Raw genomic sequence first — 26,974 nt, 5'->3', positions numbered from 1 at the left:
AATATATTTCGCACGATAAAATTTAAGGTTATTGCTACATATAGGTAGATGGTCTTTATAGTAAAAATCTAGAGTTAAAATCTAGAGTTAAAATCTAGAAAATGAAAATTCAAATAAAGTGAGATTCATGAATGATCGTTGTTTCTATCATGCCCGTGACTGAATCATCTTCTCTCTTTCATCAAAATAAATTAATGAAAAAGAAAAGTAAAAAAAACTGAATAAGTTAAGGACGAGTTTTTTATTCATCTCTAAACTATCTTATTTAAAGTAATTGAGAGGAAGCTTTAAATAAGAAACACCATTATGTTCTGGCTCAGGAAACTGACCTGCTTTCATATTAATTTGAATCGCAGGAAGTATGAGTTTAGGCATACTAAGTTGTGAATCTCGCTGATTACGCATTTGTGCAAATTCAGCTTTGAGCACTCCCTCATGTATGTGAATATTTTTTGTTTTTTGAGATTCAATATCTGTTTCACATACGTATGACTCACGTGTATCAGGTAAATAGTCATGACATAAATACACTCGAGTGTTTTCGGGGAGCTGATATAAACTTTGTACTGAATCAAAAAGTTGCTCAGCACTGCCCCGCGGAAAATCACAGCGTGCAGTTCCATAATCAGGCATAAATAATGTATCACCTACAAATACCGCATTACCAATAACATAGCTTAAGCATGCAGGTGTATGACCTGGAGTCGGAATATTATAAGACTTTAGTGTTCCGATTTGAAATGATTCATGATCTTCAAACAAATAGTCAAAACCCTGATCAGCATTCCATTGTTTGATATCAAGATGATAAATAGCTGAAAACGTTTCTTGCACGATTGCTATTTTCTGGCTCATGGCAATCTTGCCACCCAGCTTATCTTTAAGATATTGTGCAGCAGTCAAGTGGTCAGCGTGGACATGTGTTTCTAGAATCCACTCTACGGTTAGACTATTCTGTTTGATATACGCAATGATTTGATCAGCATGATCTGTTGATGTGCTTGCAGATGCAGCATCGTAATCTAGAACACTATCAATAATGGCACAAGATTGAGTCGCAGGATCACGTACCACATAGCTGAAGGTGTTGGTATCTTCATGAAAAAAATCTTTGACTACAGGAATACTCAACATCTTTAAACTCCTGACCATTTACGATGAATCAATACACCGATCAGCATTGCACATATAAAATACAAAACTTGATAATGTCCTAGTCCGATCAAGGTAAAACTGGGCGCTGGACAAACACCTGCAATACCCCACCCAATACCAAATAATAAACTGCCCGAGATCAGTTTCGGATCAATCTTTTGATTGGTGGGTAAATCTATTTGTTCATTAAAGATAGTTTGAGGAGTTTTGCTTCGAATGACCATTTGAAATGGAATGAATGCTACTGCGATCGCACCCATCATTACAAAAGCAAGACTTGCATCCCAGTCACCGAATACATCTAAGAAATCGAGAACTTTTTCAGGGTTTGACATACCTGAAACCATTAAGCCAATCGAAAAAAGAGCACCAAAAATAAAAGCGAATATATTTTTCATTTTAAAATGCTCCAGTGATGTGACGGACAATATACACAGTAACAAAACCTGCAAACATAAAGCTTACTGTTGCCACAATTGACCGTTTGGACAATCGACTCATTCCACAGATCCCATGACCACTGGTGCAACCTGATCCCAGTCGAGTACCGAAACCCACCAACAAACCTGCAATGACCATCATCAGTGGGCTTGCATCTAACTGAATTTCAGGCTGCACAAAACCACCATAGATAAATGGCGTAATGATCAGCCCCAATAAAAACCAAATGGCGGGTGTTTTGAATATCGTTTGTGGATTTAAGACTTGTCCGATCATCCCACTGATGCCTGCAATGCGACCATGCACATACAGATAGCCAACGACGGAGACACCAAGCATTAACCCACCGATGAAAGCAATCAGAAAATCATACATATTAAGTATACTTACTTACAATATATTTATTTATAATATATAATTTTAAATATTAAACAAGCATTCTGTGCTACTCTTATGTAACTGATTTATAAATATGCCAAATACAAGGATCTCGTAATGAATACACTGGTGAATCAGTCTAAAATTGATTTTTCTCAAGTTGATACAGTCACGAATTGTTTAAAAGTATTATCAAATCCTGACCGGTTAAAGATTCTTTGTGTTTTGGTCGATGGCGAACTGAATGTGCAACAAATTGAAGCTTCTACGGATATTCATCAACCTACTCTCTCGCAACAGCTAACTGTCTTGCGTAAAAATAATATGGTGAGTACACGGCGTGAAGGTAAACTGATTTTTTATCAAGTTTGTGATCCTAAAGTACTCGCTCTAATGCAGACGATGTATCAATTATATTGTGCGAATTAAGTGTTATTTTAGTTTCCTCTATTTATAATCAAATTTATCAGCTGTGATGATGATCAGATCTAATAAAGAAAACTTATTATAAAAAAAGCCACCCAATAGAGGTGGCATATTTCAAATGTGTGGGTGTTATTCTTCACCGTCAAAATACCAATATACGTCACCCCAATCCAACCCAGATAAAATCGGTAAAAATTCATCTTGCTTAAAATAAGGACGTGTATTAGGTTGCGCAGGCGTAGTCCAATATCCAGTTCTTGAACATTTTTCTCCACCTTTGACTTTAATTCTTTCCACAGGACTTACTCTAGTAGTCGTTTTAGCTAGTGATCTAGCAAAATCAACCAAATCTTTTGGATAGAACTGATGTTCTCTATAAATCGTGTCATCAATATCCAATAACCAAGTGACGGATGCAGCTTCCCATGACCAATAACCATAGTAACTTCTTCCAGATCTTAGATCTGGTTGTGGATGTTGATCATGATAAGGTTCTCGTCGGCTTGCTTCATACCAATCTTCTAAATATTGCAATATAAGTTTAGGACGTTTTGGGGGTTCTGCATCAAACACTTTTATGAGTTTTCGATATGGTAAATGTCGTCTTGCTTCATTCGGTGGAATACCTCTGTCTAAAGCAAATCGCGCAACTAAAAGCTCAATTAAGCCATCTTTTTCTTGTCCTTCAGGCGTTGCTTCTTTGTAATCAATAATCGACATAATACGACTCATTTGGTCGGCATTACCTGTAAGCAAACCAAAACAAACTAAACGTAATGCGATATACCAATAATCTTCTGTGCTTAGAGAAATATGCCAAACAAAACGACCATTAGCTTCAGGGCTTAAATTATAGAGGTGACTGGTTTCTGCATATTCTTCAGTCCAATGCAGTAAATATGGATAAAGTTCTTGAATAAAATCAATATCACCACTCGCTGAATACTGTAAGGATGCTAAATCCAATCCATCTATAATTCGTCTTCTTCCGGCTGCTATATATCCACCGAATTGAGAATCATTTTTATATTTACTAAAACCATCAGTAACCGAGTAAATACCATTTACAAATGTATCAAATCTCTTATGATACATTCCTTGTTCAAGTAAATTGTCTCTAAACTGGCTTTTGTCCTTTACTTCTAAATTTAACCATTTATGCCAATTTATTATTTGATCATTCACCATCAAACTGCCAGTACACTTCACCCCAATCACTTTCAAAATCAGGAAAAATATCTCCTTGTTTAAAGTATTGACGTGAATTTTCTTTGGCAAACGTATACCAATAACCTGCATGTGGACATGGTTCTCCAGCTGCAACGATATCTATTCTTTCTTCATTTTCAGGTTCGACTTCAACTCGTTTTAATTCTGGCCATGTGCTGTCTTTATCAAATCGGGCAATCCATTGTTTCGAACTGATAACATCAAACCTTGGGTTTGGATCATCATCCCATGCATCTAAGGTGGTTAATTTTAAGTTGTCACAACGTATCGGCTTAATCAATTCATTCGCCATAACCAACAACTCAGGTACACCTTCTTCAACTGGATAAAGTGAAAGTTCCCCTAAACGAATCCATAAACTGTATTCATTAGGATTTTTTAGATCTTCTATTTTTGTGATTTCAATGCGAGGATCATTCAGTTTTTCCCGAATTTGTTCCTCATTTAAACCAAGTTTTTTTAACCAATATGGTGAAAGTAAAAAGCACCATATAGGTGTACGAATACCTCCACCTAAACCATCCCGATCTTCCGCAATAAACATATTTTCATGAGAAAACTCCATACCAGGATGATCAATATCTAGTCCGTAAAAATAATCTGCGAAAATCCGTTCAACTGTTTCAAACTCAGGAGATACAAATGCAAATTGTCCTGTGTTTCCAATTTCATAGCCACTATATGCTTGGATTGGGTTAAGTATTTCTAGACATTTTTGAACAAATGAGTACCAAATAGATTTATTGGATCTATACCATTGATCACCAAAAGTTAATTTTAGGCTAGAATAGCGTTCACTAGAGTCTCTAATCTTAGCACTTAAAGCCCAACGTGGACTTTGATCTTGAGATTGTGCAGATGTTGCACCTAAATAATAAATGAAATATTTTTTATAAATTTTTGCCATTTCAGCTGATATTTCTTCACGACTTCTAATCCATGAAATTGCATTTTTCCAAACCTCTGTATCACATCGAAATCTTAAATGAAATGGCTTGTCAATTATTTTTATTTCAAATTCTTCGTAAATATCAATAACTTTTACCAAAAAATCTTGAGCATTTGTTTTTTTTTGATCAATATAAAATGTAATATAAGGGCAAACTCCGAACTCTTTTTTTTCTTCCCCGTAAATTATTGATGTATCAAGAGGAATATCCTGAACTAATTCTTCTATTTCTTGATCATTCAAAAATAAAGTTGATGTGCTCATCTATAAATCCTAATTATTTAAGCTATTTAATTTCTTCCACGACGATTATTAGATGAATTGCCTTGTGATTTATCATCGTTAGATTCTGGTGACTTGTCTTCAGGATACCGAAATAATGATAGTTTAAAACCTTCACTAGCAGTGATTCCACTTACCCTTTTTGCTTGTTTAGATTGATTATTTAATTTTCCATATTCATCAAATTGCTTTTGTTGAATTGTGTCTCCTTGAAATTTAACTTCCACTAAAGCAAAAATATTAGTTAATGAAAGTGCTTCAGCTCGATATTCAGGTATAGCCATATCCGCACTAATCGTACCACGTGCGCGACTTGGCATCGGCCAAAAAGGATTAATATCGCCTCCTGCACGTTTTAAACGTGTGGTTCCATCAATAGGTGGGTTATTAAATTGATTCATTCTTGCATTAAAAGGAAAACACACTTCAGCTTTTAACGGTCCTCGCCATGTCAGTAGTTCATCCATACATTCAATCATAAAATTAACAGCCAGCTGCTTTAATCTCACAATGGTAAATTCTTCAATGGAAGCATCTGCGAATTCTTCGGTAGTCATACTCAATAATTTAGCGACAATTGTCACTTTGCTTTTTGGAATAGCATCCTTTAATTTTTGACCTTTCTTTGCACGTAGCTGAACCATTGGTAGTTGATCAGCTGTTTCACATACTTTACTAATCACAGGTCTAAAAGGAATTTTTTGCATAATGGCCGCGGGTATACCAGCTACAGTTGCTCCTCGACCTGATGGATTTTTGGTAACCGAGCTTTGTTTATCCGATCCTGTTATCGCATTAAGTTGTGCTAATTCAGTTTTTTTATCAATATTATCTGAAATCTCTAAATCTAAAGATTTCATCATTTTTTTCATTTCATCTTTAGCTTTTTTAATATTGTCTTTATATGCTTCAACTTCAGTGTATATATTCATCCCTACATGATAAAGCTCATAGGCTGCAATCGCATAACCAGCAATTTTAATAATCCCTAAAATAACAGGAACTGCCATTAATCTTCTCCTGTACGTTTAGCCATTGAATCCAATTTGCTTTCCCAATTTTCAGTAATTCGCTCACTTTCTCTCATGACAGACTTATAAGACTCTACTTTTATACTTTTTTCGGTCACAACTTGCTCTGTAAAACCTTGGTTATCAGTAATACCTTCTTTCAAAATATTACCTCTCATATCCTTAATAAAATATTTATAACCTTCGAAATTTCGGCCATTGGTTTTAAAAAGCTGAAATCTTCCAGAGAAAGGGCCTTGAGCAAGGACTAATTGAGGTAGTTTCGGCAATTGTAATATTTGCTTACTTCCACCTTTAAATAAATGCTGTCCTGCCTTATTCTCAAACTTACCCGCTGTGGTGACAAATATACCTGAACTATTAATTTTCAGTTCTGATCCATCTCCAATCAAACGAATCTCTTTTGGACTCGTGATATAAATTGTATCTTCAGTCGAAATAATTTGAACGCCTTTACGTGCGATAAAGTCTGCACCATCACCTTGTGCTTGAATCTCAACATTTCCCTTTCCTGCATAGATTTTCGCACCATCTTGCGCTGCAAATAAACTCATTTTACTTTGTGCATGCGCCAGTAAATTCTTTTGCGTACTCATATTAATGCTATCTCCAGCACTATGGCTGATCTGGCCATCTGCTGATATATGAATATCTTCATTACTGCTGAGCGCGATTGAATTTGGTGAAGCCAGTATCATTAATGCTTGTTTAAACGCATCGGCTTTGTCTTTTTCACTTTTTTTAATTTGATCAAGAAATGCTTTTAATCCATCCAAAACTTCAAGTGGATCGGTCTGTTGGTTCTTCGCAACTTCACTTAAGGCTTTACTGTTATTGAGACTGCCTTCGAGTTGGGTCTTCGCTTCTTTGGCATCCAGATGGGTGCCTGTCGCTTGGTCTTGTTTGTGTGTAGTCAGAAGTAGTCCTTGCCCTGCTCTGATTCCACCCCATTGGTCGGTGCGCAGTTCAAAACCTTCTCCACGTCCATCACTCTCAGCACTGTCTTTAGGATGACTAAGATTACCCAAATTCAGTTGGCTTGCCCCATGGCTACTTTGTAATTGGCTACTGATCTGTCCAGTCGTATCGTCAAAGCGCAGCTGTCCAAAGCCTTCGCCATTCACTTCTTTAGAACGAATACCTGAAATTTTCTTGGTATCTGGCAGTTGTCCTTTTACATCGAACTTAGTCGGAATACGTTGTGCTTCATGAATTCGACCAACCACATAGGGACGGTCAATATTGCCATCAAAAAAATTAATGACCACGATTTCACCAATACGAGGTAAAAAACGTGCGCCATAGCCCTCACCCGCCCATGGGGTTAATACATCTACCCAAGCGGAGTCGGTGTCATTATTGTTAGCGCCTGCACCACCATCATGCCCATGATCTTCGCTACGTGTAAATAGAAAACGAACTTTGATGCGGCCCCATTCATCGACATGAATTTCTTCACCACTAGGACCGACCACTTTGGCACGTTGCGGATGAGCTGATGGTCGATTTTCAATTGGATTATATTCTGGAACAGTGCTGATGTTGCGTCGTTGTAACGTCAGATAATTGGCTTGGCGCTCTTCTGTAAGGTTGCTAATAAGTTGATTTTGAAATGTGTTTTGTACTTGCCAATGACTGTCTTGTAACAGTTGATTGACTTGACCTGTTAAATCTTTAGGCAAGTTATTCTGGTTATAAAAGGTCTTTGAGGTAATTAGAAATTCTTTATCTGCCCCAGAATGCTGATCTATTTTAGGATGGTCGGTAAATTTGAACCAATAACCCACATGTGCGTCTCGTACTGTAGAGGTTGCTGCAAAGTGTTTGGCTTGCGAATCGTAATATTGACTCAGGTTTTTATTTAATTTTTCAATTTGATGATTACCTGATGGGCTAACGCCATCCTCACCTTTGAGATCTTGTATCCACGCTGGACTGAGATGAAAAGCTTGTTCTAAGCCTAAACTCGCCACATCTTGATTATTTGAGTGCTGATGTCGGGTAAGAGTTGAACCTGCGCCTATTTCTTGCTCTAAAACATTCGCTTGCCATCTTTGTAGATGCACCGCAGTGGGTTGTAATGAACGTATACCTATAAATGCAGTAATACTGTCTTGTTTTTCTACCGCACTACTCCGATGAAATCGAATATTACGACGATCCAAGGGCTTATATTGCTAATTATCATCTATTAAACGCAATTTTTGGGGTTGAATTTGTTCACTTGAACTGGCAACTTGACTTTGGGATTCATCAATTAAAGTGTTGATACTTTCGGATGCTAGAAGTCGTTTTACAAAGTCGAAATCGAGCTCATTACTTTGCATGATAAATGGTCGTACATCATAGGTCTTGGTTAGTCCACTTTTATCCAAAGTTAGACTTGATGCAAATAAAGGGCTACGTGATTGCCATTCGCTGAAGATGGTTTCTACAACTTCAACGGCTGATTTATTCATAAACACTCTGGAATTACGACGATGCTTCCAAAGTGCAGTTGGATCTTCTACTGTTAGACGATAAATGGTGAGTGAACCATCACTAGCACCTACATCTGCTTTAGTGATGATCCCAGTGAGGCGTGACAGTTTGCCTTTATCTGTGACACAGTCAATTGCAACTTGACTGCCGATAAAGTCTTTTAAGGAAATCGTTGCGTTTGTAGATAAGCAGATCAAACTAAGACTTAAGCCTTGATTCAGTTGATGCTGACCATCCACACGGTGCAAGAACACTTGTTCATTTAAAGACGCGTTAGAGAACTGCACATGTATTGCTCTTTTCTGTGCGGTCAATCCAAGCTGTTCGAGTGCTGTATAAATATTGTTTAGCATCAAATATTTTTTAAGGGGCTTAGGAAGTAAACATATAAAAATTGTATGGTAACTTCCTAATATGAAAAGTAAAAATAGATACTATTCCCGTTCTAAAATAACAGAGGCGAAATTCAGACAGATTATTCGCTTTTTTTCCATGGATTTTACGGCTACTGATACCGCTATATTGACCAATATTTCTCTAAGATCGATTAACTCAATTTTCATTAAGATCCGTAAAAGGATAGCAACTGAATGTGAGAATATTTCCCCATTTACTGGTGTAGTTGAGCTTGATGAATCCTACTTTGGAGCAAGACGCATTCGTGGAAAACGTGGCCGTGGTGCTTCAGGTAAAACCATCGTATTTGGACTTCTGAAACGCGAAGGAAACGTTTATACAGAAGTAGTCCCTGATTGCACTAAACCTACACTACAAGGCATTATCCGTGGTCATATAGAACTTGAAACGATCATCAATACGGATGGTTGGCGAGGGTATGATGGGTTGGTAGATATTGGTTTCAATAAGCATCTGAGAGTCAACCATGGGCAAAATGAATTTGCCTGTGGTGAACGTCATATTAATGGTATCGAATCCTTTTGGGGTTATGCTAAAAAGCGTTTAATTAAATTCAATGGGATTGACAAAAAGATGTTTTATTTGCATCTTAAAGAAACGGAATATAGGTTTAATCATCGACACAGTAATTTATACCTTGATTTGCTTAAACTACTCCGTGAAAACCCTCTTTAGCTTCCTAAGCCCCTTTTTAATTATAAAGTGTGATATATTCTACAAAATAGATTGGTTTGACGCTACTCTTCATTTCAATACTTGGAGTAAGAAATAATTTTTCTAAGCGTTAATAACCTGAATAAAAAAAGATAAATTCTCGGTTAAACATTTTCAGTTTGACCGACATGATGATAAGCGCGATTAAAATACACGAGCGCATTATCTTGCTGGTTTTTACGGATCGCTACAATATTACAGATTAAAATAGTATGCGTTCCTACTTCCTGAATTTGATCAATTTCACAATCAAAATTCACCAAAGCATCCTTTAAAACAGGCGATCCAGTTTCCAACTCCATCCATTTTCCATGCGTAAAACGTTCTTCTGATTCTAATTTTGATGAGAATATATTAGAAATTTGTTCATGCTCAGCGCCAAGAACATTAACACTTAGAATTTTATTTTCAAGAAAATATGCATGCGATCTTGATGCTTTATTCATACAAACCAAAAGTGTTGGCGGTGTGTCTGTAACACTACAAACAGCAGACGCAGTGAATCCATGACGACCAGACAGCCCTGCTGTGGTCACAACATTGACTGCACTTGTTAACAAAGACATTGCATTTCTAAAGTCTGCTGCTTCAATCATTAGCTTATTCCAAAATTTGATCGTATATTTTCTGAAAGAACTTTTAAACACGTACATCCAAGATCTAAATAAGCTCAAGATATTTATGAGCGCTATGATAGCCATGGCTATGATGCTAAAAAGAAATAATACGTTATTCCAATTAAATTATAAGCTTTCGGTTTGATCTAAACGCTTCAATCAAACCATAGCCGCTCATCTAAGTATCAAAAAAGATCGCTAATAACTAGACAGATAAATATCTAGCCATCAACAAAAAAGAAATCTAAAGATTCTAATGTACAAAGCATAGTTTATACATTAGAAAGATCATTAAGTATTAAGAAGTAAGCTCTTTTCGAATAATCTCCGCACCAGCACTAAGAGCATTCAGCTTGCCTCTTGCCACGTCACGAGACAACGGCGCCATACCACAGTTCGTAGAAGGATATAGTTTATCAGCATCTACAAACTGAAGTGCTTTTCGTAAAGTATTCGCCACTTCTTCTGGCGTTTCAATATGATTGGTTGCCACATCAATCGCACCCACCATTACTTTTTTACCGCGAATCAGTTCAATCAGATCCATAGGTACGTGAGAATTTTGACACTCAAGTGAGATAATGTCGATCTTGGATTTTTGTAGCTTCGGAAAAGCTTCTTCATATTGGCGCCATTCAGAGCCTAAAGTCTTTTTCCAATCGGTATTGGCTTTGATACCATATCCATAGCAAATATGGACGGCAGTTTCACATTTTAAACCTTCGAGCGCTCTTTCTAAAGTCGCAACACCCCAATCATTCACTTCATCAAAGAAGACATTAAATGCAGGCTCATCGAACTGAATAATATCTACACCCGCGGCCTCCAGCTCTCTTGCTTCTTGATTAAGAATTTTAGCAAATTCCCAAGCAAGTTTTTCACGGCTTTTATAGTGACCATCATATAGCGTATCAATCATGGTCATTGGACCAGGCAGTGCCCATTTAATCGGCTGATTGGTTTGTGCACGTAGAAATTTAGCATCTTCCACAAACACAGGTTTTTGGCGACTCACAGCTCCGACGACAGATGGAACATTGGCATCATAACGATTACGAATTCGAACCGTTTCACGCTTTTCAAAATCTACGCCATCCAAATGTTCAATAAATGTGGTGACAAAGTGCTGACGGGTTTGTTCACCATCACTCACAATATCAATTCCAGCATGAACTTGTTCTTGTAATGACAAACGTAAAGCATCTTGTTTTGCTTCAAACAATTGATCTCCTTCTAATTTCCAAGGAGACCAAAGTTTCTCAGGCTCTGCAAGCCAAGAAGGTTTTGGTAAGCTGCCAGCAGTAGATGTGGGTAATAAAATTTTCATATTCATTCTTCTCTATATTTCAATATTTGTTCGATTAGGCAGCGTGATTATTGACAGCGTAAGTTTCAGCCCATTGTTCAAGAATGGCTTGATAGGGTTTAATAAAATGCTCTTCTGTATATTTACCCTGCTTTTGTGCTAACTGACTGCGCTCTTCACGGTCATATACAATTTGCGTCAATGAACAATCCTTGTATTTCAAACTCGGTTGATATACTTGACCCGCAGCTGAATTGGCATTGTAAATTTCAGGACGATAAATTTTTTGGAAAGTTTCCATGGTGCTAATACAACTGATTAACTCAAGATTAGTGTAATCAGCTAATAAGTCTCCGCTGAAATAAAATGCCAGTGGTGCAACACTATCAGCAGGCATAAAATAACGAACCTTGAGACCCATTTTGGCAAAATATTCATCCGTTAATGAATATTCATCTTGTTGATATTCAACGCCTAAAATAGGATGTTCATTGGCTGTACGATGATAAGTTTTACTGGTTGAAACACTCAAGCAGATCACAGGTGTTTTATTGAAATTGGCTTTGTAGGCTTCTGAATTTAGGAGCGATTGAAACAGCTTGCCATGCAAATCTCCAAAATTTTCTGGTGTTGCTGATGCCAATTGCTTATTACGATGCTCTAACAGTAAAACGCTAAAGTCATAGTCACGGACATAAGAAGAAAAACTATTACCGATCATGCCATCAATGCGTTTATTTTCTTTATGATCAACAATGGTAGTTTTTAATGTTTCGATAACTGGGAATGTATTTCCATTGCCTTCAATGTCCATGTTGACAGAGATGATATCAACTTCAACTGAATAACGATCTGCCAGCGGATTATCCCAATGTGCCAACGCATTAAAACGATTATCGATCATGCTTAAAGTTTTGCGTAGATTCTCATGACGTTGCTCACCACGTGCTAAATTCGCAAAGTTTGTCGTAAGACGTGTACTTTCTGCAGGCTGATAATTTTCATCGAAACGAATACGTTTAATTGAACATGCAAAATCTTTACTCATGATGATGTACTACCCTAATTTTTAAAATACGACTTAATCTTTCAATGCAGTAATTTATACGCGAACCACAACATGAATAAAAATGATTTAATCTAACCTAAAGATGAGTAAAATTCATGCTTGGTATTTATTGAGTTTAAAAGGCACTTGAATAATGAAAATTAAAGACTTTATTTCTAATTTTACGTCATTATGATTTTAAAATAAAAACATAAAAATCAATAATTTGAATTTTATTTCATCTATAATATTCATCATCTTTGAATCTTTTACCTTAATCATTTTCGATAGATTCAGATGCTTGGCAATTATTTATTTTTGACGGTACATAGCCTTATAAACTGAATAAAATTATATTTTGAATCTTACAGCTGGCAATGAGTTCATACTTTAATGCCTTGTCGCTCTGGGATAAGATTAGATTGAAGAAATGAAGAAATGAAGAAATGAAGAAATGAAGAATTTATCTATAAAACGATATTTTAAGTGCTGTTAATTAATATCCAGTAATAATGGTCCAGATCATAAATATTCTGTACTAGAGTTATTTTTATATAGATTATTGTCATCCTGTATTTCATCAATAGACTCAGAAAAAACCAATCCCAAAATGCACAGATACAGCAAATCAACGTATTACAACAATTTTCATGTTCGCTACTTGCTAAATTAATAATTGATTACGCACATATCTCATTAGGCATATACAGGGAAATAAGATGAAAATTTTAATCGTTTTAACTTCACATGACACGCTTGGTCATACTGGACAGAAAACAGGCTTTTGGTTAGAAGAATTAGCAGCACCCTATTATGCATTTCTGGATGAAGGTGTTGAAGTCACCTTGGCTTCACCTCTCGGTGGTCAACCACCTTTAGATCCTAAAAGTAATGAAAAAGAGGCTCAGACTGAAGCGACGCAGCGTTTTGAAGCAGATCAAGTTGCGATGCAAACGTTGTCCGAGACTCAAAAGCTCAGTGATGTTTCAATCGTCGACTTTGATGCTGTGTTTTATCCAGGTGGGCATGGCCCTTTATGGGATTTAGCCGAAGACCAGACTTCAATCTCATTGATTGAGCAAAATTTGCAGGCCAATAAACCTGTGGCTTTGGTCTGTCACGCACCAGGTGTGTTACGCCATGTTAAAGATGCGCAAGGTCAACCTATTGCCAAAGGTAAATTGGTGACTGGTTTTAGTAATAGCGAAGAAGATGCTGTTGGTTTGACCGAGATTGTCCCATTTTTGGTTGAAGATATGCTCAAAGAACAAGGCGGCCAGTATTCTAAAGTTGAGGATTGGCAGGTTCATGTGCAGCAAGACGGCTTATTGATTACAGGACAAAACCCTGCCTCTTCTGCTGCAACCGCTGAAGCATTAATCAAACACTTAAAATAGACTTTTATAAGTCATTTTCAATCAACCCACTCAAAATCAATATTCTACTATCCTAATTTAATGATCCTAACTTAATCATCCTACTTTCATCATCCAAGCCTTCTCCCAAAGGGAGAAGACATTTTTGCCCACAAATAAAAACCCCTGAACAATAGGCTTCAAGGGTTTTTAATGATTTATGTCAAATTTTAGTTTGATGCTGCTTCCGCCATAGCAATCTGACTGGCCAGAAGTTCGCGAAGTTTAAACTTTTGAATTTTGCCAGACGGTGTCATTGGGATCTCCTCCCAAATCTCTAAACGCTCAGGTATATATTGCACTGCAAGATTATGAGTTTTTAAGAATGTGACAAGATCACTCAATACCAAAGGCTCACTTGGATCTTTAAGCTTGATAATGGCACACGCTCTTTCACCTAAGCGTTCATCTGCATAGGCAACCAAGGCCACGACGGCGATATTCGGATGTTTATACAGCAGTGATTCAATTTCAGCCACTGGAATATTTTCTCCACCGCGAATAATCACATCTTTTTTACGTCCCCATATGCGGATATAGCCTTGTTCATCCTGATATGCAATATCACCTGTATCGAACCAATCGTCTGCATCGGTATCATTTAAATGCGCACGTTTTAAATAGCCGCCAAAACTTGAACAGGAACGAATCATTAAGCGACCCGGTTCATTGAGTGGTTTAATCTCTCCAGCTTTATTGATGATTTTGATTTCCACACCGGGTAAAGCAACACCATCCGTATTAAAGGAACGTTCATCATCATCTTCAGGTCGTGTGGTGGTAATTGCGCCACACTCCGTCATTCCCCAAGCAGAAATCACTTTAACCCCTAAAGTCTCTCGAGCTTTTTGTACCAGTGACCCCGGAATTGGAGCGCCTGCACATAAGAAGGTTTTTAAGCTGCTGACCTGATTATGCTGTTCTGCGACCGTGTTCGATAAGTCATTTAAAAATGGTGTTGAAGCCATGGTAAAACTGACTTGATGTTGATGAATTAAATTGACAGCCTGTGAAACATCCCAAACATCTTGTAAAACCACTTTTGCATTCAACTCAATTGGCATCATGAGACCATACATAAAGCCTGTTTGATGTGCCATAGGCGATGCCATGAGCACCACATCATCTTCATTTAAATGTAATCGTTCTGCATAAGGAACAATATTTGAATATAAAGTATTCGCCGTATGCATGACTCCTTTGGGTTCACCTGTCGTTCCTGAAGTAAAAATTAACTGAGTAATATCATCAGGAGCTGCTTCTAGTTGATCCAAAGCTGCAATGGCTGAAGCATCTTGCTCAAGACCATGATTGACCAAGACCTGATCAAAATTATTTTCGCCAAGACCATTCACCACGATGACGTGTTCTAAGGTCTCAATTTTAGTTTTTAAATGATTTGCTAATTGTTCATGATCAAAATTACGGAATTTTTTTGGTACGATAAATACCTTGGACTCTCCATGTTTGAGCATAAATTCAAGTTCGCGTTCACGGAAAATGGGCATCAATGGATTTAATACGGCGCCTATACGACTACAAGCCAAATACAATATGGTAAATTCCCACCAATTCGGTAATTGACAAGAAACGACATCATTTTTAGTCACCCCCAATTGCTTAAGACCTAAAGCAATTTTATTGGTCATGTCCCAAAGGTCCTGATAGCTAAACATCTGTTCAGTTTTAGATTCCACTTTAAAACTAAACAATGCAGTTTTATCTGGATTTTTTTTTAGAGCCTGACGTAGTGAATTAATAATCGTTTTATTGAGCCAGTAGCCTTCCTTGAGCATCTTCTCTTTCCTTGAAGATATCAGAACTGCATCGAATTCCATTCGTTTACTCCTAATTTTAATTATATCGGCTGAATCTCAGTCTAAATATGATTTAAAAACAAACTAAGCCGGTACTGCTTTTCGTCCTGCTTTTTTACGTGCAATAATAGTTTTCATAATTTGTGCTGTACCGTCACCAATCTGGAAGCCAAGAACATCCCGCATGCGTTGTTCCATCACACCACGGTCATATCCTGCATGACCAAAAGTCAATAAACATTGATGAATCACGTCATAAGCCAATTTAGGCCCCCACCATTTACACATGCCTGCTTCGGAAGTGTGTGGCAGATCATGATCTTTCAACCATAATGTTTGTAAACACAATAAGCGGGCTGCATCGACTTTTGTTTCAAACTCGGCCAATGGATGTGATACTCCTTGAAATGCGCTTAAAGGCTGACCAAATGCTTCACGTTGGGCTGCATATTCCCAAGCTTCATCTAAACTTACGCGCGCTACAGCCAGTACTTGTAAGCCAATCAAGGCGCGTGAAAAGTCAAAACCCTGCATCACTTGAACAAAACCTTTGTTTTCATCGCCCAGTCGATGATTAACAGGGACTCGTACATTGTCAAAGAAAATTGAACCGCGACCAATCGCGCGTTGACCATGACAATCAAAACGTGTGGTGCTAATTCCAGGTAAATCCATGGGAACCAGTAAGGCTGTAACGCCATGTGCAGCATCTTCAATTGAACCTGTTCGACCAAAAACCACCGACGCATCGGCCTGATCAGCAGCGGAAATCGAAGTTTTCTCACCATTTATGACATATTCATCACCATCACGTTCGATTTTTAAACGTAGATTAGCTGCATCCGAACCACCACGTGGCTCAGTCAGGGCAATCGAAAAGATTGCTTCGCCCGCAGTCAGTTTTTTAAGCCAAGGCTCGACGACTTCAGGTTGTCCATGTTCAGCGAGAATCTGCCCGTTTAAAGATGCAAGCAAGTTGATATAGGAAAAACTTAAGTCTGCTTTGGCTACGGCTTCGTGAATAACGCCTGCAGCCAGACGTCCCATTCCTTGACCGCCGTATTGTTCAGGTAACTCTGGGGCGATAAAGCCCATCTCGCCCATTTTTTTGACCAAATCACGATCAAATACTCGACTTTGATCACGCTCTAAAAAGCCGGGTGCAATATACTTTTGTGCAAATTTCTCTACTGTTTCTGCTAAGAATTCTAAATCTTCTGAAATATAAGGATTTTTTGACATTATGCATTTCCTCTATTTATAAAATTTACGAAATTCAGGTTTACGTTTTTCTTTGAGTGCATTGACGCCTTCACGCGACTCTTCCGTATCGTAATAGAGTTTTAATGCATACATTCCCATTCCTGCAATCCCTGCTTGGTGTGCGGTATCCATATTGAAACTACGTTTGGCAATCGCAATTGCAGTCGGACTACGCTCACAAATTTCTTCAGCCCATGCCTGAACTTCTGCATCCAGTTGATCGGCAGGTACACATTTATTGGCCAATCCCATATCGACCGCTTCTTGTCCACTGTAGCGACGACACATATACCAAATTTCACGGGCTTTTTTCTCACCCACAACACGCGCTAAATAAGCCGTACCAAAGCCTGGATCCACCGAACCCATTTTTGGACCAACCTGACCAAAAATGGCTTTATCCGAACAAATCGTGAGATCACAAATCGTTGCTAATACATTACCGCCACCGATCGCATAGCCTTGAACTCGTGCAATTACAGGTTTGGGTACATCACGGATCGCCGTATGTAATTCTTCCATAGGTAAACCAATGGTTCCGCGGCCATCATAATTACCATCATGAGCAGATTGATCACCGCCCGTACAGAAAGCGCGATCTCCAGCACCAGTCAGTACAATCGCACCTATTTCACGGTCATACCCTGCCTTATTCAAGGCTTTAATTAATTCATCACAGGTTGTGCCACGAAAAGCGTTCATTTTGTCAGGACGATTAATTGTGATCCAAGCCACGCCATTTTTAACTTCGTATAAGATATCTTCAAAATTCATTTTTATAACGTCCTGTATGTCTATCACTAAATTCTATTTTCTAGTGTTTTTTACTGATTTTTTAATCTTGATATGAGTATGGGTATTCTGAGTAACTGTTGTAAGTTACTGTTGTGAGCAATCATTTAGAATAAAGATTTATCCTTTTTAGCCCGCTTAGCCACTCATGGTTAAACCACCAGAAACACTTAATACTTGTCCAGTGATAAAGCTGGCATCATCACTTAAGAAAAATGCAATCGAGGATGCTAAGTCTTCAGGTTGGCCTAAACGACCGAGTGGAATCGCACGGATAAATGCTTCACGCAATTTTTCAGGATTAGATGCACCTTCAGTCACACCCGCCAATAAAGCAGTGTCTGTTGGTCCAGGGCAAATCACGTTGATTTTGATGTTATGACGAGAATGTTCACGCGCTAGTGTTTTAGAAAATGAAAGTAATCCGCCTTTACATGCAGCATATACAGCTTCACCAGAAGAACCGACACGTGCAGCATCAGAGGCAATATTTACAATACTTCCAGAATTACGTTCCATCATGCCTTTCAGTACAGCAAAATGCATATTTAACATACCGACCAAATTGATCTGAATCAGTTTGTCCCATTCTTGAGGATTACTTTTAACGAAAGGTTTAAAAATATCCCAACCTGCATTATTGACTAGACCATCAATGGGACCCAGCATTGTTTCTACTTGCTGTACCGCCTGTTCCACAACATCGCTTTGCGTAATATCGCACTGCACTGCCAAGGCTTGACCATTTTGATGATTAATCTCATTGGCTAACTTTTCTGCGGCTTCAATATTCATATCAAAGATTGCGATTTTGGCGCCTTCTTCAGCCAAACGGCGACAAGTAGCCGAACCAATGCCACCAGCACCGCCAGTGATAATGATCACTTTATTTTTCAATCCTTTCATTGTTTCATCCCTATTCTTATCGAGTTTTATTGGCTTTTGATCATTAAATTCCTATATCCATTAAAATAGAATTAGAATACATTTGTGTCAATACATTTACATAAAATAATTTTTATTATTTATTATAATTATATATATCAGTTATTTAATAAAATTTAAAATTTAATGTATTGACACATGTAGGGTTTTTCTTTTAAGTTTTATATAAACCTATTATTTTTTTTATAAACAAATCTGTATCACAAAAAATTTTATAATTTCTATTCAATCAGCATAGTTATCGAATGAACTGCTAATTCGATAAACTAGGGTGAAGATGAAACTTAATCATGCATCGTTTTATTTAAAAGCAAATGATGATAGAAAGTTAGAATTTGATTTATGCCAGATACCTATAAGGTATACTCATTTTTATTTAAACATTTTGATCAGGATGGTCTTCTAAAATGAGTGATGCTCTACCTAAAAACTATGACCAGTCCTTGTATTCTGCACACAATAGACTTTTTTTTAGATTATTTCAGGTCGGTAATACTTTAGACCGAAAGTGTGCGAATGAATTAGGTATTTCACCTGTACACTGGGCCGTTATGGGTGCGCTGTCTAGATCACATGTGCAATCAGGGATGTCATTTTCGGATTTAACTGAATATCTTGGCGTAAGTCGTCAAAATTTAGATGGCGTTTTAAAGCGTTTGGAGCGTGATGGTTTAGTGGAGCGTGTTATCGCTGAACATGACCGACGTGCCAAAAATGTTGCTCTCACCAGTGAGGGCTTTAAAACATGGGAAAAGTTACAAGATAATTTCTTTAACTTCTATGGACAGGCTTTAAACAATGTTGCATTTGATGATGTCGTGACTTTGATTCATCTGTTAAATAAAGTGAATGATGGCCTGAAGAGTATTAATATCGAAAATATCGAAAATATCGAAAATGAAAATATTGAAAATGAAGTTTTAGATCATTCGAATCCTTAAAGAATGGTTTAATTACTTCACTTTTGGGCAGTCGAAAATCACTGTTGTAAAATTTAAGAATCGCAAAATTGATCTTATCGATTAATAGTATGGCATTTTTATACCTGAAACTGTCGGCGAAAAAGGCGACGAGCTACGAATAAAAATTCATTCATAGCCTTAGCCAATGATTCATAGTCTTCATTAAAATTCTTTTAAAAGTCATTATTCAGACAACAGACTCATCATTGATATTCCCTCATCCTAAGTTTCTTCCCAAAGGAAGAAGGGATTTTCACCTATCAATTTATGACCACTTAATGAGCTTTTTTCGGCCTATGAAAGAGATCAATTAGTGGTATCTCATAAATAGTTTGACCCTCGACATTCAAATGATCAATAGATCAGATTAATTCACTTCAGGGTTTTCAATGACCATCGCTAAGCCTTGCCCCAATCCGATGCATAAGCTGATGACCGCATATCTTTTGCCACTAATCTGTAACTGACGTGCGACGGTCAAAGCCAAACGTGCACCGGAACAACCCAGTGGATGACCGATCGCAATCGCACCACCAGTTGGATTCACCCGAGGATCATCCAATGCAATATCTAAACCTTTTAAGCAAGACAGCACTTGGCTGGCAAAGGCTTCATTAATTTCGATAATATCCATGTCATCTAAGCTTAACTGTGCGCGTTTGACTGCTTTTTTGATGGCTTCGATTGGTCCTGCACCCATAATACGCGGCTCAACGCCCGCAGCTGCAGATGATAGGATGCGGGCCAAAGGTTTTAGTCCATATTGTGTTTGAACTTTTTCACTGCCAATAATCAGTGCTGCCGCACCATCATTGATCCCTGATGCATTTCCGGCTGTGACGATGCCGCCATTAAAGAGTGGTTTAAGCTTGGCCAATGCCTCAAATGTAGAAGCAGCACGTGGATGTTCATCTTCCACAATGTGTTTCGGCGGTAATTTACGCCCTTGTGAAACTTCAATTGGGGTGATTTCATCAACAAAAAATCCAGTCGCTTTTGCCGCTTGATATTTTGCTTGTGACGCAGCAGCAAAAGTATCGGCCTGTTCGCGGCTAATACCAAATTCATGAGCGACGTTATCACCTGTTTCAGGCATGCTATGCGCACCAAACTGATCGGTAAATTTTGGATTGGGAAAACGTGTTCCAATGGTGGTGTCATATATTTTTGCATCACGCGAAAATGCACTTTCTGCTTTTGCCAATACAAATGGCGCACGTGACATACTTTCTACACCACCTGCAATATAAAGATCTCCTTCACCTGCTGTGATTGCACGTGCAGAATCAATGACAGCGGCCAAACCTGAAGCACAAAGACGATTTACCGTCTGACCTGGAACGGTCACCGGCATTCCCGCTAAGAGTGCTGCAAAGCGGGCTACATTTCGACTATCTTCACCCGCTTGATTGGTGCTACCAAAAATAACATCTTCTATATCAGCAGCTGGAATCCCCGTTTTTTCCAACAATTTTTTGATGACAGTGGCTGCCAAATCATCAGGTCTAATGCTGGATAAAGCTCCTGCATGACGACCAATGGGTGAACGTAAACCATCATAAATATAAGCATTTAACATCCGTTGTTCCTTTAAATTTTATTTAATGAGAAGCTTTTATTTAATGTGAACTATGTACAAGTGGAAGACCTAACTGGACACGGCGGCGTAACCAAGGACTTGGACGATAACGTTGATCACGTGTAATGGCTGTCATACGATCTAAAATTTTCAGTATTTTTTCAGCACCCAATACATCGCCCCATTCAATTGGACCATAGGGATAACCTAAACCTAATTTCACAGCGACATTAATATCTTCAACAGTAGCAATACCTTGCTGGGCAATATCACAGCCTAAATTAACAATCATCGCCAAGACACGTTGTGCAACAAAGCCCACACTTTCTTGAATCACACTGGCCGAGATACCATCCAGATTGAAAATAGATTGTGCTGTTTTTATGTATTTATCTTGAGTAACAAAGCTTGGCATGAGTGTGCGATGTTTATTCAGACCATACAGCAAATCAATACACACCAATTGTTCTGGCGCAACTTGATAACGTAATGCCGCTGATGTTGCATCTTCGCCATAAGTCGCAATTAAAATTAGAGCTTCAGCAGATGGTCGTTCAGTCGTTTCAATTTGAATATTGAACTGCTCAAGATATTGCACAAGAGCTTGACGGTCGTCGTTATATTCTGTCGCAAGCCAGACCTTTGGATAATATTCCAGTTTTTCAACAAATATGGACGCGATATCCCCTTGCTTACTGCCTGAGGTGTAATCATAAAAACCTTTACCTGTTTTACGCCCTAACTGTTTTGCAATAAAACGCTGGCGGGTAATTACACTCGGACGATAACGTGTCTCTTCATAATATTGAGTATAAATAGATTCACTCACTGGGTGTGATACATCCATACCCGTCAGATCGACCAACTCGAATGGTCCCATTTTAAAACCGATCCCATCACGATAAATTCGGTCTATATCGTAAAATGGCGTAACGTTCTCATTAAGAATGGCGTAGGCTTCACTTCCAAAGGCACGACCTGCATGGTTGATAATAAAGCCGGGGGTATCCTTGGCTTTTACTGGACGATGTCCCATTTTTATTGAGAGTTGGGTTAAGGTATCCATAATATCAAGACGTGTATTAAAACCCTCAATCACTTCCACCACTTTCATTAGCGCGACTGGATTAAAAAAATGATAGCCTGCGACACGTTCAGGTTGACGACAGTTTGCAGCAATTGCAGTGATAGACAGCGATGATGTATTTGATGCCAAAATGGCTTCTGGTTTTAAAATTGTTTCTAGTTGCTGCATCAGTTTTTGTTTAATCTCTAGATTTTCAATAATCGCCTCAATCACGAGGTCACAATCTTTCAAATCTTCAAGCTGCTGTACAATAGACAAATGACTGAGATCTTCGGCTGCTTTATCGTGACTAAACTTGCCTTTATCTGCTAATCCATTCAGCGTTTTAGCTAGTTTTTCTTGCGCCTCTAGTGCAGCACCCGTTTTGGCATCAAATAACAGCACATCATGACCAGATTGAATCGCAATTTGTGCAATGCCAGCACCCATGGTTCCAACGCCAATAATACCGATTTTTTGAATGTGTAAAGTCATCATTATCGTCCTTGATAATTGGGTTTACGTTTTTCAATAAAGGCTTGCATACCTTCTTTTTGATCTTCCGAAGCAAAAAGCATTTGGAACGATTTTCGTTCTAACATCAAGCCTGCATTCAGTGGAACATCTTCTGCTAACAATGCGACTTCTTTGATTTGTTGCAATGCGATTGGGGGTAATTTTGCCAGACCTTCAGCCATTTTGATGGCAGTTGCAATCGTTTCGCTGTCTTCTGTGACTTGAGAAACCAGTCCAATTTGATAGGCCTCTGATGCAGGTACTAAACATCCTGTCATCAAGATACGCATGGCGTGAAATTTCCCTACTGCACGAAATAGACGCTGCGTTCCACCCGCACCTGGCATAACCCCGACTTTGACTTCAGGTTGACCAAATTGAGCACTTTTTCCAGCAATAATAATGTCAGCATGCATAGCCAACTCACAGCCACCGCCCAATGCATAACCATTCACAGCTGCAATGACTGGTTTTGAACATTGAGCGATCGCTTGCCAATATCGTTCAGTATGACGTTGCATCATTTGAATCGTTTCTGCTTGTGCTAATTCTTTAAGATCAGCCCCCGCAGCAAAATCTTTGTCACCGCCCGTCAGAATAATGGCACGGATATTTTCATCATCATTTAATTGATGGAAAGCGGTCGCGAGTTTCTGCCGCACTTCTGTATTTAATGCATTTTTTGCTTCAGGTCGATGAATTTTGACCATCGCAACATGCGCTGAGATTTGCTCAATTTGAACGACCTGTTCCATGTCCACTCCATTGATTTTGTCTGATTGTTCAGAAATATTTTTATTAAACGATAAAAAAACTTTGCGAGACTATTCCAACTTCTTTTTAAACGACTTGCTCATCATCAAAAAAGTCATATAAACATCATCAAAATATTCCCATCCTAATCTTCTCTCAGAGGAAGACGGTATTTTTTATTTCAATTTATTGCCGCTAAAGATTTCTTTAGATTGATGAAAGAGCTCTTAATTAAAAATATTTAAAACTTTATTTGTTTATCATGACTCCATTTTTTTCTCTTCAACTTAAATTCCTATTAATAAGATTGACTCATCAATTTAATAAGCGTCCTATCTGAGTATTTTCATTCTTAAATTGTCATGAAGTCGTGAATGGATTTACTTTTAAATAATTTGCTGGAGTCAGATTTCATAAAAGCTGATTTGCTTAAAACAGTAATTCAACGAGCCAGATTATTCTGACCCGTTGAAATCGAACGCTTTAATTACAAAATGCAGCGATACCTGTTTGAGCACGGCCTAAAATCAAAGCATGAACATCGTGAGTTCCTTCATAGGTGTTCACAACTTCAAGATTTACCAGATGTCGAGCTACACCGAATTCATCTGAAATACCATTTCCACCCATCATGTCACGCGCAACACGCGCAATATCCAAGGCTTTACCGCAGTTATTACGTTTAATCAGTGACGTACCTTCAACTGATGCAATCCCTTCATCTTTCATTCGACCAAAACGAAGCGCAATTTGAAGTCCTAATGCAATTTCAGTTTGCATATCGGCGAGCTTTTTCTGAATCAATTGGTTGGCCGCTAAAGGACGACCGAATTGTTTACGATCCATGGTGTACTGATGTGCCGTCTGCCAACAGAATTCTGCTGCACCCATAGCACCCCAAGCAATGCCGTAACGCGCACTGTTTAAACAGGTAAATGGACCACGTAAACCACGAATTTCTGGAAATGCATTTTCTTCTGGTACAAAGACATTATCCATCACAATTTCACCTGTAATCGATGCACGCAAGCCGACCTTGCCATGAATCGTTGGTGCTGTGAGACCTTCCCAGCCTTTTTCCAAAATAAAACCACGAATATCGCCAACATTGCCTTCTGTCGATACTTCTTTTGCCCACACCACAAATACATCAGCGATTGGACTATTGGTGATCCACATTTTTGCACCACTTAAACGGTATCCACCATCTACTTTCTTGGCACGTGTAATCATGCTACCTGGATCTGAACCATGATCAGGTTCCGTTAATCCGAAACAACCAATGAACTCACCTGTGGCTAATTTTGGTAAATATTTTTGCTTTTGTTGTTCCGAGCCAAATTCATTAATTGGCACCATCACCAATGAACTTTGCACACTGGCCATCGAACGATAGCCTGAATCTACACGTTCTACTTCGCGTGCAATTAAGCCATAACTCACATAGTTTAAGCCAGCGCCACCGTATTGCTCTGGAATGGTTGGTCCAAGTAAACCCAACTCACCCATTTCACGAAAAATCGAAATATCTGTCGTTTCATGACGGAATTGCTCAAGCACACGCGGAGCAAGTTTATCCTGACAATATGCAGCAGCGGCATCACGAATCATGCGCTCTTCTTCGCTGAGTTGCTGTTCAATTAAAAATGGATCTTGCCAATCAAATCTGTTTTTTGTCGTCATCTCAATATGTCCTTTATCTTTTTTACGAGTATTGTTTACGTACTATTTTGCGTGCTGTTTTGCGAAGATTCTGTTTGAAAACTTTTCTTCGCAAATTCTGTATTTAAAATTTTTTCTTTAATACTGTGTCTTTAAAACTTTATTTTTAAGACCTATTTTTTAAAATCTTGTTTTAAAAATATTATCTTTACGATTATGCAGTCGCTTTTTTAATCAATTCACGTGCAATAATGATCTGCTGAATTTGTGTCGTTCCTTCATAAAGACGGAACAGGCGAACATCTCGATAGAAGCGCTCAATGGCATATTCGCTGATATAACCTGCTCCACCATGAATCTGTAAACAGCGATCCGCGACGCGTCCACACATTTCTGTCGCAAACATTTTTGCACATGACGATTCTGTTGTGACATTCTGACCCGCATCACGTAATCGAGCAGCATCCAGTACCATACATTTGGCAGCATAAATCTCAGCTTTAGAATCCGCCAACATGCCTTGGATTAATTGAAAACTGGCAATAGGTTGCCCAAACTGCTTGCGCTCAACCGCATAATTTACAGCATCATCAAGCATGCGTTCTGCCATGCCTACGCTATAACCTGCGATATGCAGACGGCCTTTATCTAATACGCGCATAGCGGTTTTAAAACCAATACCTTCAACTCCGCCAATCAACTGATCTTGATGTACTTTGCAATTGTCGAATATCACATCGCAAGTATATGAGCCGTGTTGCCCCATTTTTTTATCAATTTTACCGAGACTTAAACCTGGTGTGCCTGCTTCGACTAAAAATGCAGAAATACCGCTAGCACCTTTAATTTCAGCATTCGTCCGTGCCATTACTGTAAATGTTGTAGCGCGAGGTGCATTGGTAATAAAGCGTTTTGTCCCGTTTAAAACATAATAATCGCCCTCTTTTATCGCACTGGTTTTTAACGACGCAGCGTCTGACCCTGAATCAGGTTCAGTCAAACAAAAAGAACCAATGATTTCGCCTGTGGCATAACGAGGTAAATATTTCTGTTTTTGCTCTTCAGTTCCGTCGATTAAAATACCGCTGGAACCTATCCCATTATTGGTTCCGATCAGAGAGCGAAAGGCAGCGGAAGTTTGCCCCAATTCTATTGCGACAAGAATTTCCTCTTCCATCGTGATCCCAAGACCACCATATTCTTCAGGAATTGTGAGTCCAAATAAGCCTAATTCCTTCATCTGATTGATAATATGTTCTGGAATTGCATTATTTTCTTCTACTTCATGTTCTAGAGGTACAAGCTCATCTCTGACAAAGTCTCGGATAGTCCCTAAAAGTTGTTCAAGCATTTCCGGATCGCGAATCATAAGAATCTCCATAATATCGTTTGAGTAAATTCCTTTACCCTTATTTTTATTTCGCAATACGAAATAAATAACCATAAAAACTCAATTACAGCAAGAGATTTATTTAAAAAATTTAAATTTTAAACAATTAAAATGCTCATGATTCATTATTTAAATGATTATTTATGCTTTTTATCTTTATTAATAGATTGATATATATAAATTTATAAAAACATATTAACTATAAAAAATTAAGCAGCATAAAAGTTTGCTCAGCTTAGATTTGATTGAAAAATAAATTGAAAATTTTGAGAAATATTGGTTTTTTCTATAATTTTTTTAAAATCAACAACAAAAATGATGAAAATCACTGCGATTTAT

At 38.2% G+C, this 26,974-nt stretch carries 22 protein-coding genes and 1 pseudogene; 4 read left to right on the top strand and 19 right to left on the bottom strand.

The window, feature by feature from the left end:
- Nucleotides 1-261 precede the first annotated feature (261 nt).
- From V5M36_RS08140 to V5M36_RS08130, 3 genes are read right to left on the bottom strand one after another with little or no spacing between them, the layout of a single operon-like run.
- Nucleotides 262-1,134, bottom strand: a complete 873-nt coding sequence (locus V5M36_RS08140) for an MBL fold metallo-hydrolase (RefSeq protein ID WP_338557796.1) — start codon at nucleotides 1,132-1,134, stop codon at nucleotides 262-264.
- A 2-nt stretch (nucleotides 1,135-1,136) separates the two neighbouring features.
- Nucleotides 1,137-1,553, bottom strand: a complete 417-nt coding sequence (locus V5M36_RS08135; RefSeq protein ID WP_338557793.1) for a DUF6691 family protein — start codon at nucleotides 1,551-1,553, stop codon at nucleotides 1,137-1,139.
- Nucleotide 1,554: 1 nt separating this feature from the next.
- Nucleotides 1,555-1,971: a YeeE/YedE family protein gene (locus V5M36_RS08130; RefSeq protein ID WP_338557791.1), complete on the bottom strand. Its 417-nt coding sequence runs from the start codon at nucleotides 1,969-1,971 to the stop codon at nucleotides 1,555-1,557.
- Nucleotides 1,972-2,091: 120 nt separating this feature from the next.
- Here V5M36_RS08130 and V5M36_RS08125 point away from each other — a divergent pair, with 120 nt between their 5' ends.
- Complete coding sequence (locus V5M36_RS08125; protein WP_338557789.1) at nucleotides 2,092-2,403, top strand: metalloregulator ArsR/SmtB family transcription factor; 312 nt, start codon at nucleotides 2,092-2,094, stop codon at nucleotides 2,401-2,403.
- A 126-nt stretch (nucleotides 2,404-2,529) separates the two neighbouring features.
- Here the strand turns inward: V5M36_RS08125 and V5M36_RS08120 are convergent, their stop codons facing one another.
- The 4 genes and pseudogenes from V5M36_RS08120 to V5M36_RS08105 form a co-directional block, all read right to left on the bottom strand.
- Entirely contained in the window at nucleotides 2,530-3,588 is a 1,059-nt protein-coding gene (locus V5M36_RS08120; protein ID WP_338564110.1) for a PoNe immunity protein domain-containing protein, read from the bottom strand.
- Nucleotides 3,578-4,843, bottom strand: a complete 1,266-nt coding sequence (locus tag V5M36_RS08115; protein WP_338557788.1) for a type VI immunity family protein — start codon at nucleotides 4,841-4,843, stop codon at nucleotides 3,578-3,580. The genes V5M36_RS08120 and V5M36_RS08115 overlap by 11 nt, the downstream gene beginning before the upstream one ends.
- A gap of 26 nt (nucleotides 4,844-4,869) precedes the next feature.
- Nucleotides 4,870-5,871, bottom strand: a complete 1,002-nt coding sequence (locus V5M36_RS08110; protein WP_338557787.1) for a hypothetical protein — start codon at nucleotides 5,869-5,871, stop codon at nucleotides 4,870-4,872.
- Nucleotides 5,871-8,726 (bottom strand): annotated as a pseudogene (locus V5M36_RS08105) (type VI secretion system Vgr family protein). The gene V5M36_RS08110 and the pseudogene V5M36_RS08105 overlap by 1 nt, the downstream one beginning before the upstream one ends.
- 61 nt (nucleotides 8,727-8,787) lie before the next feature.
- Here V5M36_RS08105 and V5M36_RS08100 point away from each other — a divergent pair.
- Complete coding sequence (locus V5M36_RS08100; protein ID WP_338557785.1) at nucleotides 8,788-9,465, top strand: IS1595 family transposase; 678 nt, start codon at nucleotides 8,788-8,790, stop codon at nucleotides 9,463-9,465.
- Between the two features lie 143 nt (nucleotides 9,466-9,608).
- Here V5M36_RS08100 and V5M36_RS08095 read toward each other — a convergent pair whose 3' ends face one another.
- The 3 genes from V5M36_RS08095 to V5M36_RS08085 form a co-directional block, all read right to left on the bottom strand.
- Nucleotides 9,609-10,100, bottom strand: a complete 492-nt coding sequence (locus V5M36_RS08095; protein WP_338557783.1) for a flavin reductase — start codon at nucleotides 10,098-10,100, stop codon at nucleotides 9,609-9,611.
- 319 nt (nucleotides 10,101-10,419) lie between these two features.
- Nucleotides 10,420-11,448: a methionine synthase gene (locus V5M36_RS08090; protein WP_338557782.1), complete on the bottom strand. Its 1,029-nt coding sequence runs from the start codon at nucleotides 11,446-11,448 to the stop codon at nucleotides 10,420-10,422.
- Between the two features lie 34 nt (nucleotides 11,449-11,482).
- A complete protein-coding gene (locus V5M36_RS08085) occupies nucleotides 11,483-12,475 on the bottom strand; it encodes a DUF1852 domain-containing protein (protein ID WP_338557780.1) in 993 nt (330 codons plus the stop codon).
- A 719-nt stretch (nucleotides 12,476-13,194) separates the two neighbouring features.
- Between V5M36_RS08085 and V5M36_RS08080 the strand changes: the two genes are divergently transcribed.
- Nucleotides 13,195-13,872 (top strand): type 1 glutamine amidotransferase domain-containing protein, encoded by a 678-nt coding sequence (locus V5M36_RS08080; protein WP_338557778.1) that lies wholly within the window; start codon nucleotides 13,195-13,197, stop codon nucleotides 13,870-13,872.
- 188 nt (nucleotides 13,873-14,060) lie between these two features.
- Here V5M36_RS08080 and aliA read toward each other — a convergent pair whose 3' ends face one another.
- The 4 genes from aliA to V5M36_RS08060 form a co-directional block, all read right to left on the bottom strand.
- Nucleotides 14,061-15,728 (bottom strand): cyclohexanecarboxylate-CoA ligase, encoded by a 1,668-nt coding sequence (gene aliA / locus V5M36_RS08075; protein ID WP_338557777.1) that lies wholly within the window; start codon nucleotides 15,726-15,728, stop codon nucleotides 14,061-14,063.
- A 63-nt stretch (nucleotides 15,729-15,791) separates the two neighbouring features.
- Nucleotides 15,792-16,949: a cyclohexanecarboxyl-CoA dehydrogenase gene (gene aliB, locus V5M36_RS08070; RefSeq protein ID WP_338557776.1), complete on the bottom strand. Its 1,158-nt coding sequence runs from the start codon at nucleotides 16,947-16,949 to the stop codon at nucleotides 15,792-15,794.
- Nucleotides 16,950-16,961: 12 nt separating this feature from the next.
- Entirely contained in the window at nucleotides 16,962-17,744 is a 783-nt protein-coding gene (badI, locus tag V5M36_RS08065) for a 2-ketocyclohexanecarboxyl-CoA hydrolase (RefSeq protein ID WP_338557774.1), read from the bottom strand.
- Nucleotides 17,745-17,900: 156 nt separating this feature from the next.
- The gene (locus tag V5M36_RS08060) at nucleotides 17,901-18,668 is read right to left on the bottom strand and encodes a glucose 1-dehydrogenase (RefSeq protein WP_338557773.1); all 768 of its coding nucleotides are present in this window, start codon (nucleotides 18,666-18,668) and stop codon (nucleotides 17,901-17,903) included.
- A 446-nt stretch (nucleotides 18,669-19,114) separates the two neighbouring features.
- Between V5M36_RS08060 and V5M36_RS08055 the strand changes: the two genes are divergently transcribed.
- On the top strand, nucleotides 19,115-19,648 hold the full coding sequence (locus tag V5M36_RS08055) for a MarR family winged helix-turn-helix transcriptional regulator (protein ID WP_338557771.1): 534 nt from the start codon (nucleotides 19,115-19,117) through the stop codon (nucleotides 19,646-19,648).
- Between the two features lie 388 nt (nucleotides 19,649-20,036).
- Here V5M36_RS08055 and V5M36_RS08050 read toward each other — a convergent pair whose 3' ends face one another.
- The 5 genes from V5M36_RS08050 to V5M36_RS08030 all read right to left on the bottom strand — a co-directional run bounded on the left by V5M36_RS08050 (nucleotide 20,037) and on the right by V5M36_RS08030 (nucleotide 26,614).
- Nucleotides 20,037-21,248, bottom strand: coding sequence for a 3-oxoadipyl-CoA thiolase (locus tag V5M36_RS08050; protein ID WP_338557770.1), 1,212 nt, complete (start codon nucleotides 21,246-21,248; stop codon nucleotides 20,037-20,039).
- Nucleotides 21,249-21,288: 40 nt separating this feature from the next.
- Complete coding sequence (locus V5M36_RS08045) at nucleotides 21,289-22,809, bottom strand: 3-hydroxyacyl-CoA dehydrogenase (RefSeq protein WP_338557769.1); 1,521 nt, start codon at nucleotides 22,807-22,809, stop codon at nucleotides 21,289-21,291.
- A gap of 2 nt (nucleotides 22,810-22,811) precedes the next feature.
- Nucleotides 22,812-23,585, bottom strand: coding sequence for an enoyl-CoA hydratase (locus V5M36_RS08040; protein WP_338557767.1), 774 nt, complete (start codon nucleotides 23,583-23,585; stop codon nucleotides 22,812-22,814).
- Nucleotides 23,586-24,066: 481 nt separating this feature from the next.
- Nucleotides 24,067-25,266 (bottom strand): acyl-CoA dehydrogenase, encoded by a 1,200-nt coding sequence (locus tag V5M36_RS08035; RefSeq protein WP_338557766.1) that lies wholly within the window; start codon nucleotides 25,264-25,266, stop codon nucleotides 24,067-24,069.
- 193 nt (nucleotides 25,267-25,459) lie between these two features.
- A complete protein-coding gene (locus tag V5M36_RS08030; protein ID WP_338557765.1) occupies nucleotides 25,460-26,614 on the bottom strand; it encodes an acyl-CoA dehydrogenase family protein in 1,155 nt (384 codons plus the stop codon).
- Nucleotides 26,615-26,974: the final 360 nt, after the last annotated feature.

Origin of the sequence: Acinetobacter sp. KS-LM10, assembly GCF_036896575.1 — a bacterium.
Taxonomy (GTDB): Bacteria; Pseudomonadota; Gammaproteobacteria; order Pseudomonadales; family Moraxellaceae; genus Acinetobacter; species Acinetobacter avistercoris.
The sequence above is the reverse complement of the archived record's forward strand: the minus strand, read 5'-3'. Positions and strand labels throughout refer to the sequence as shown.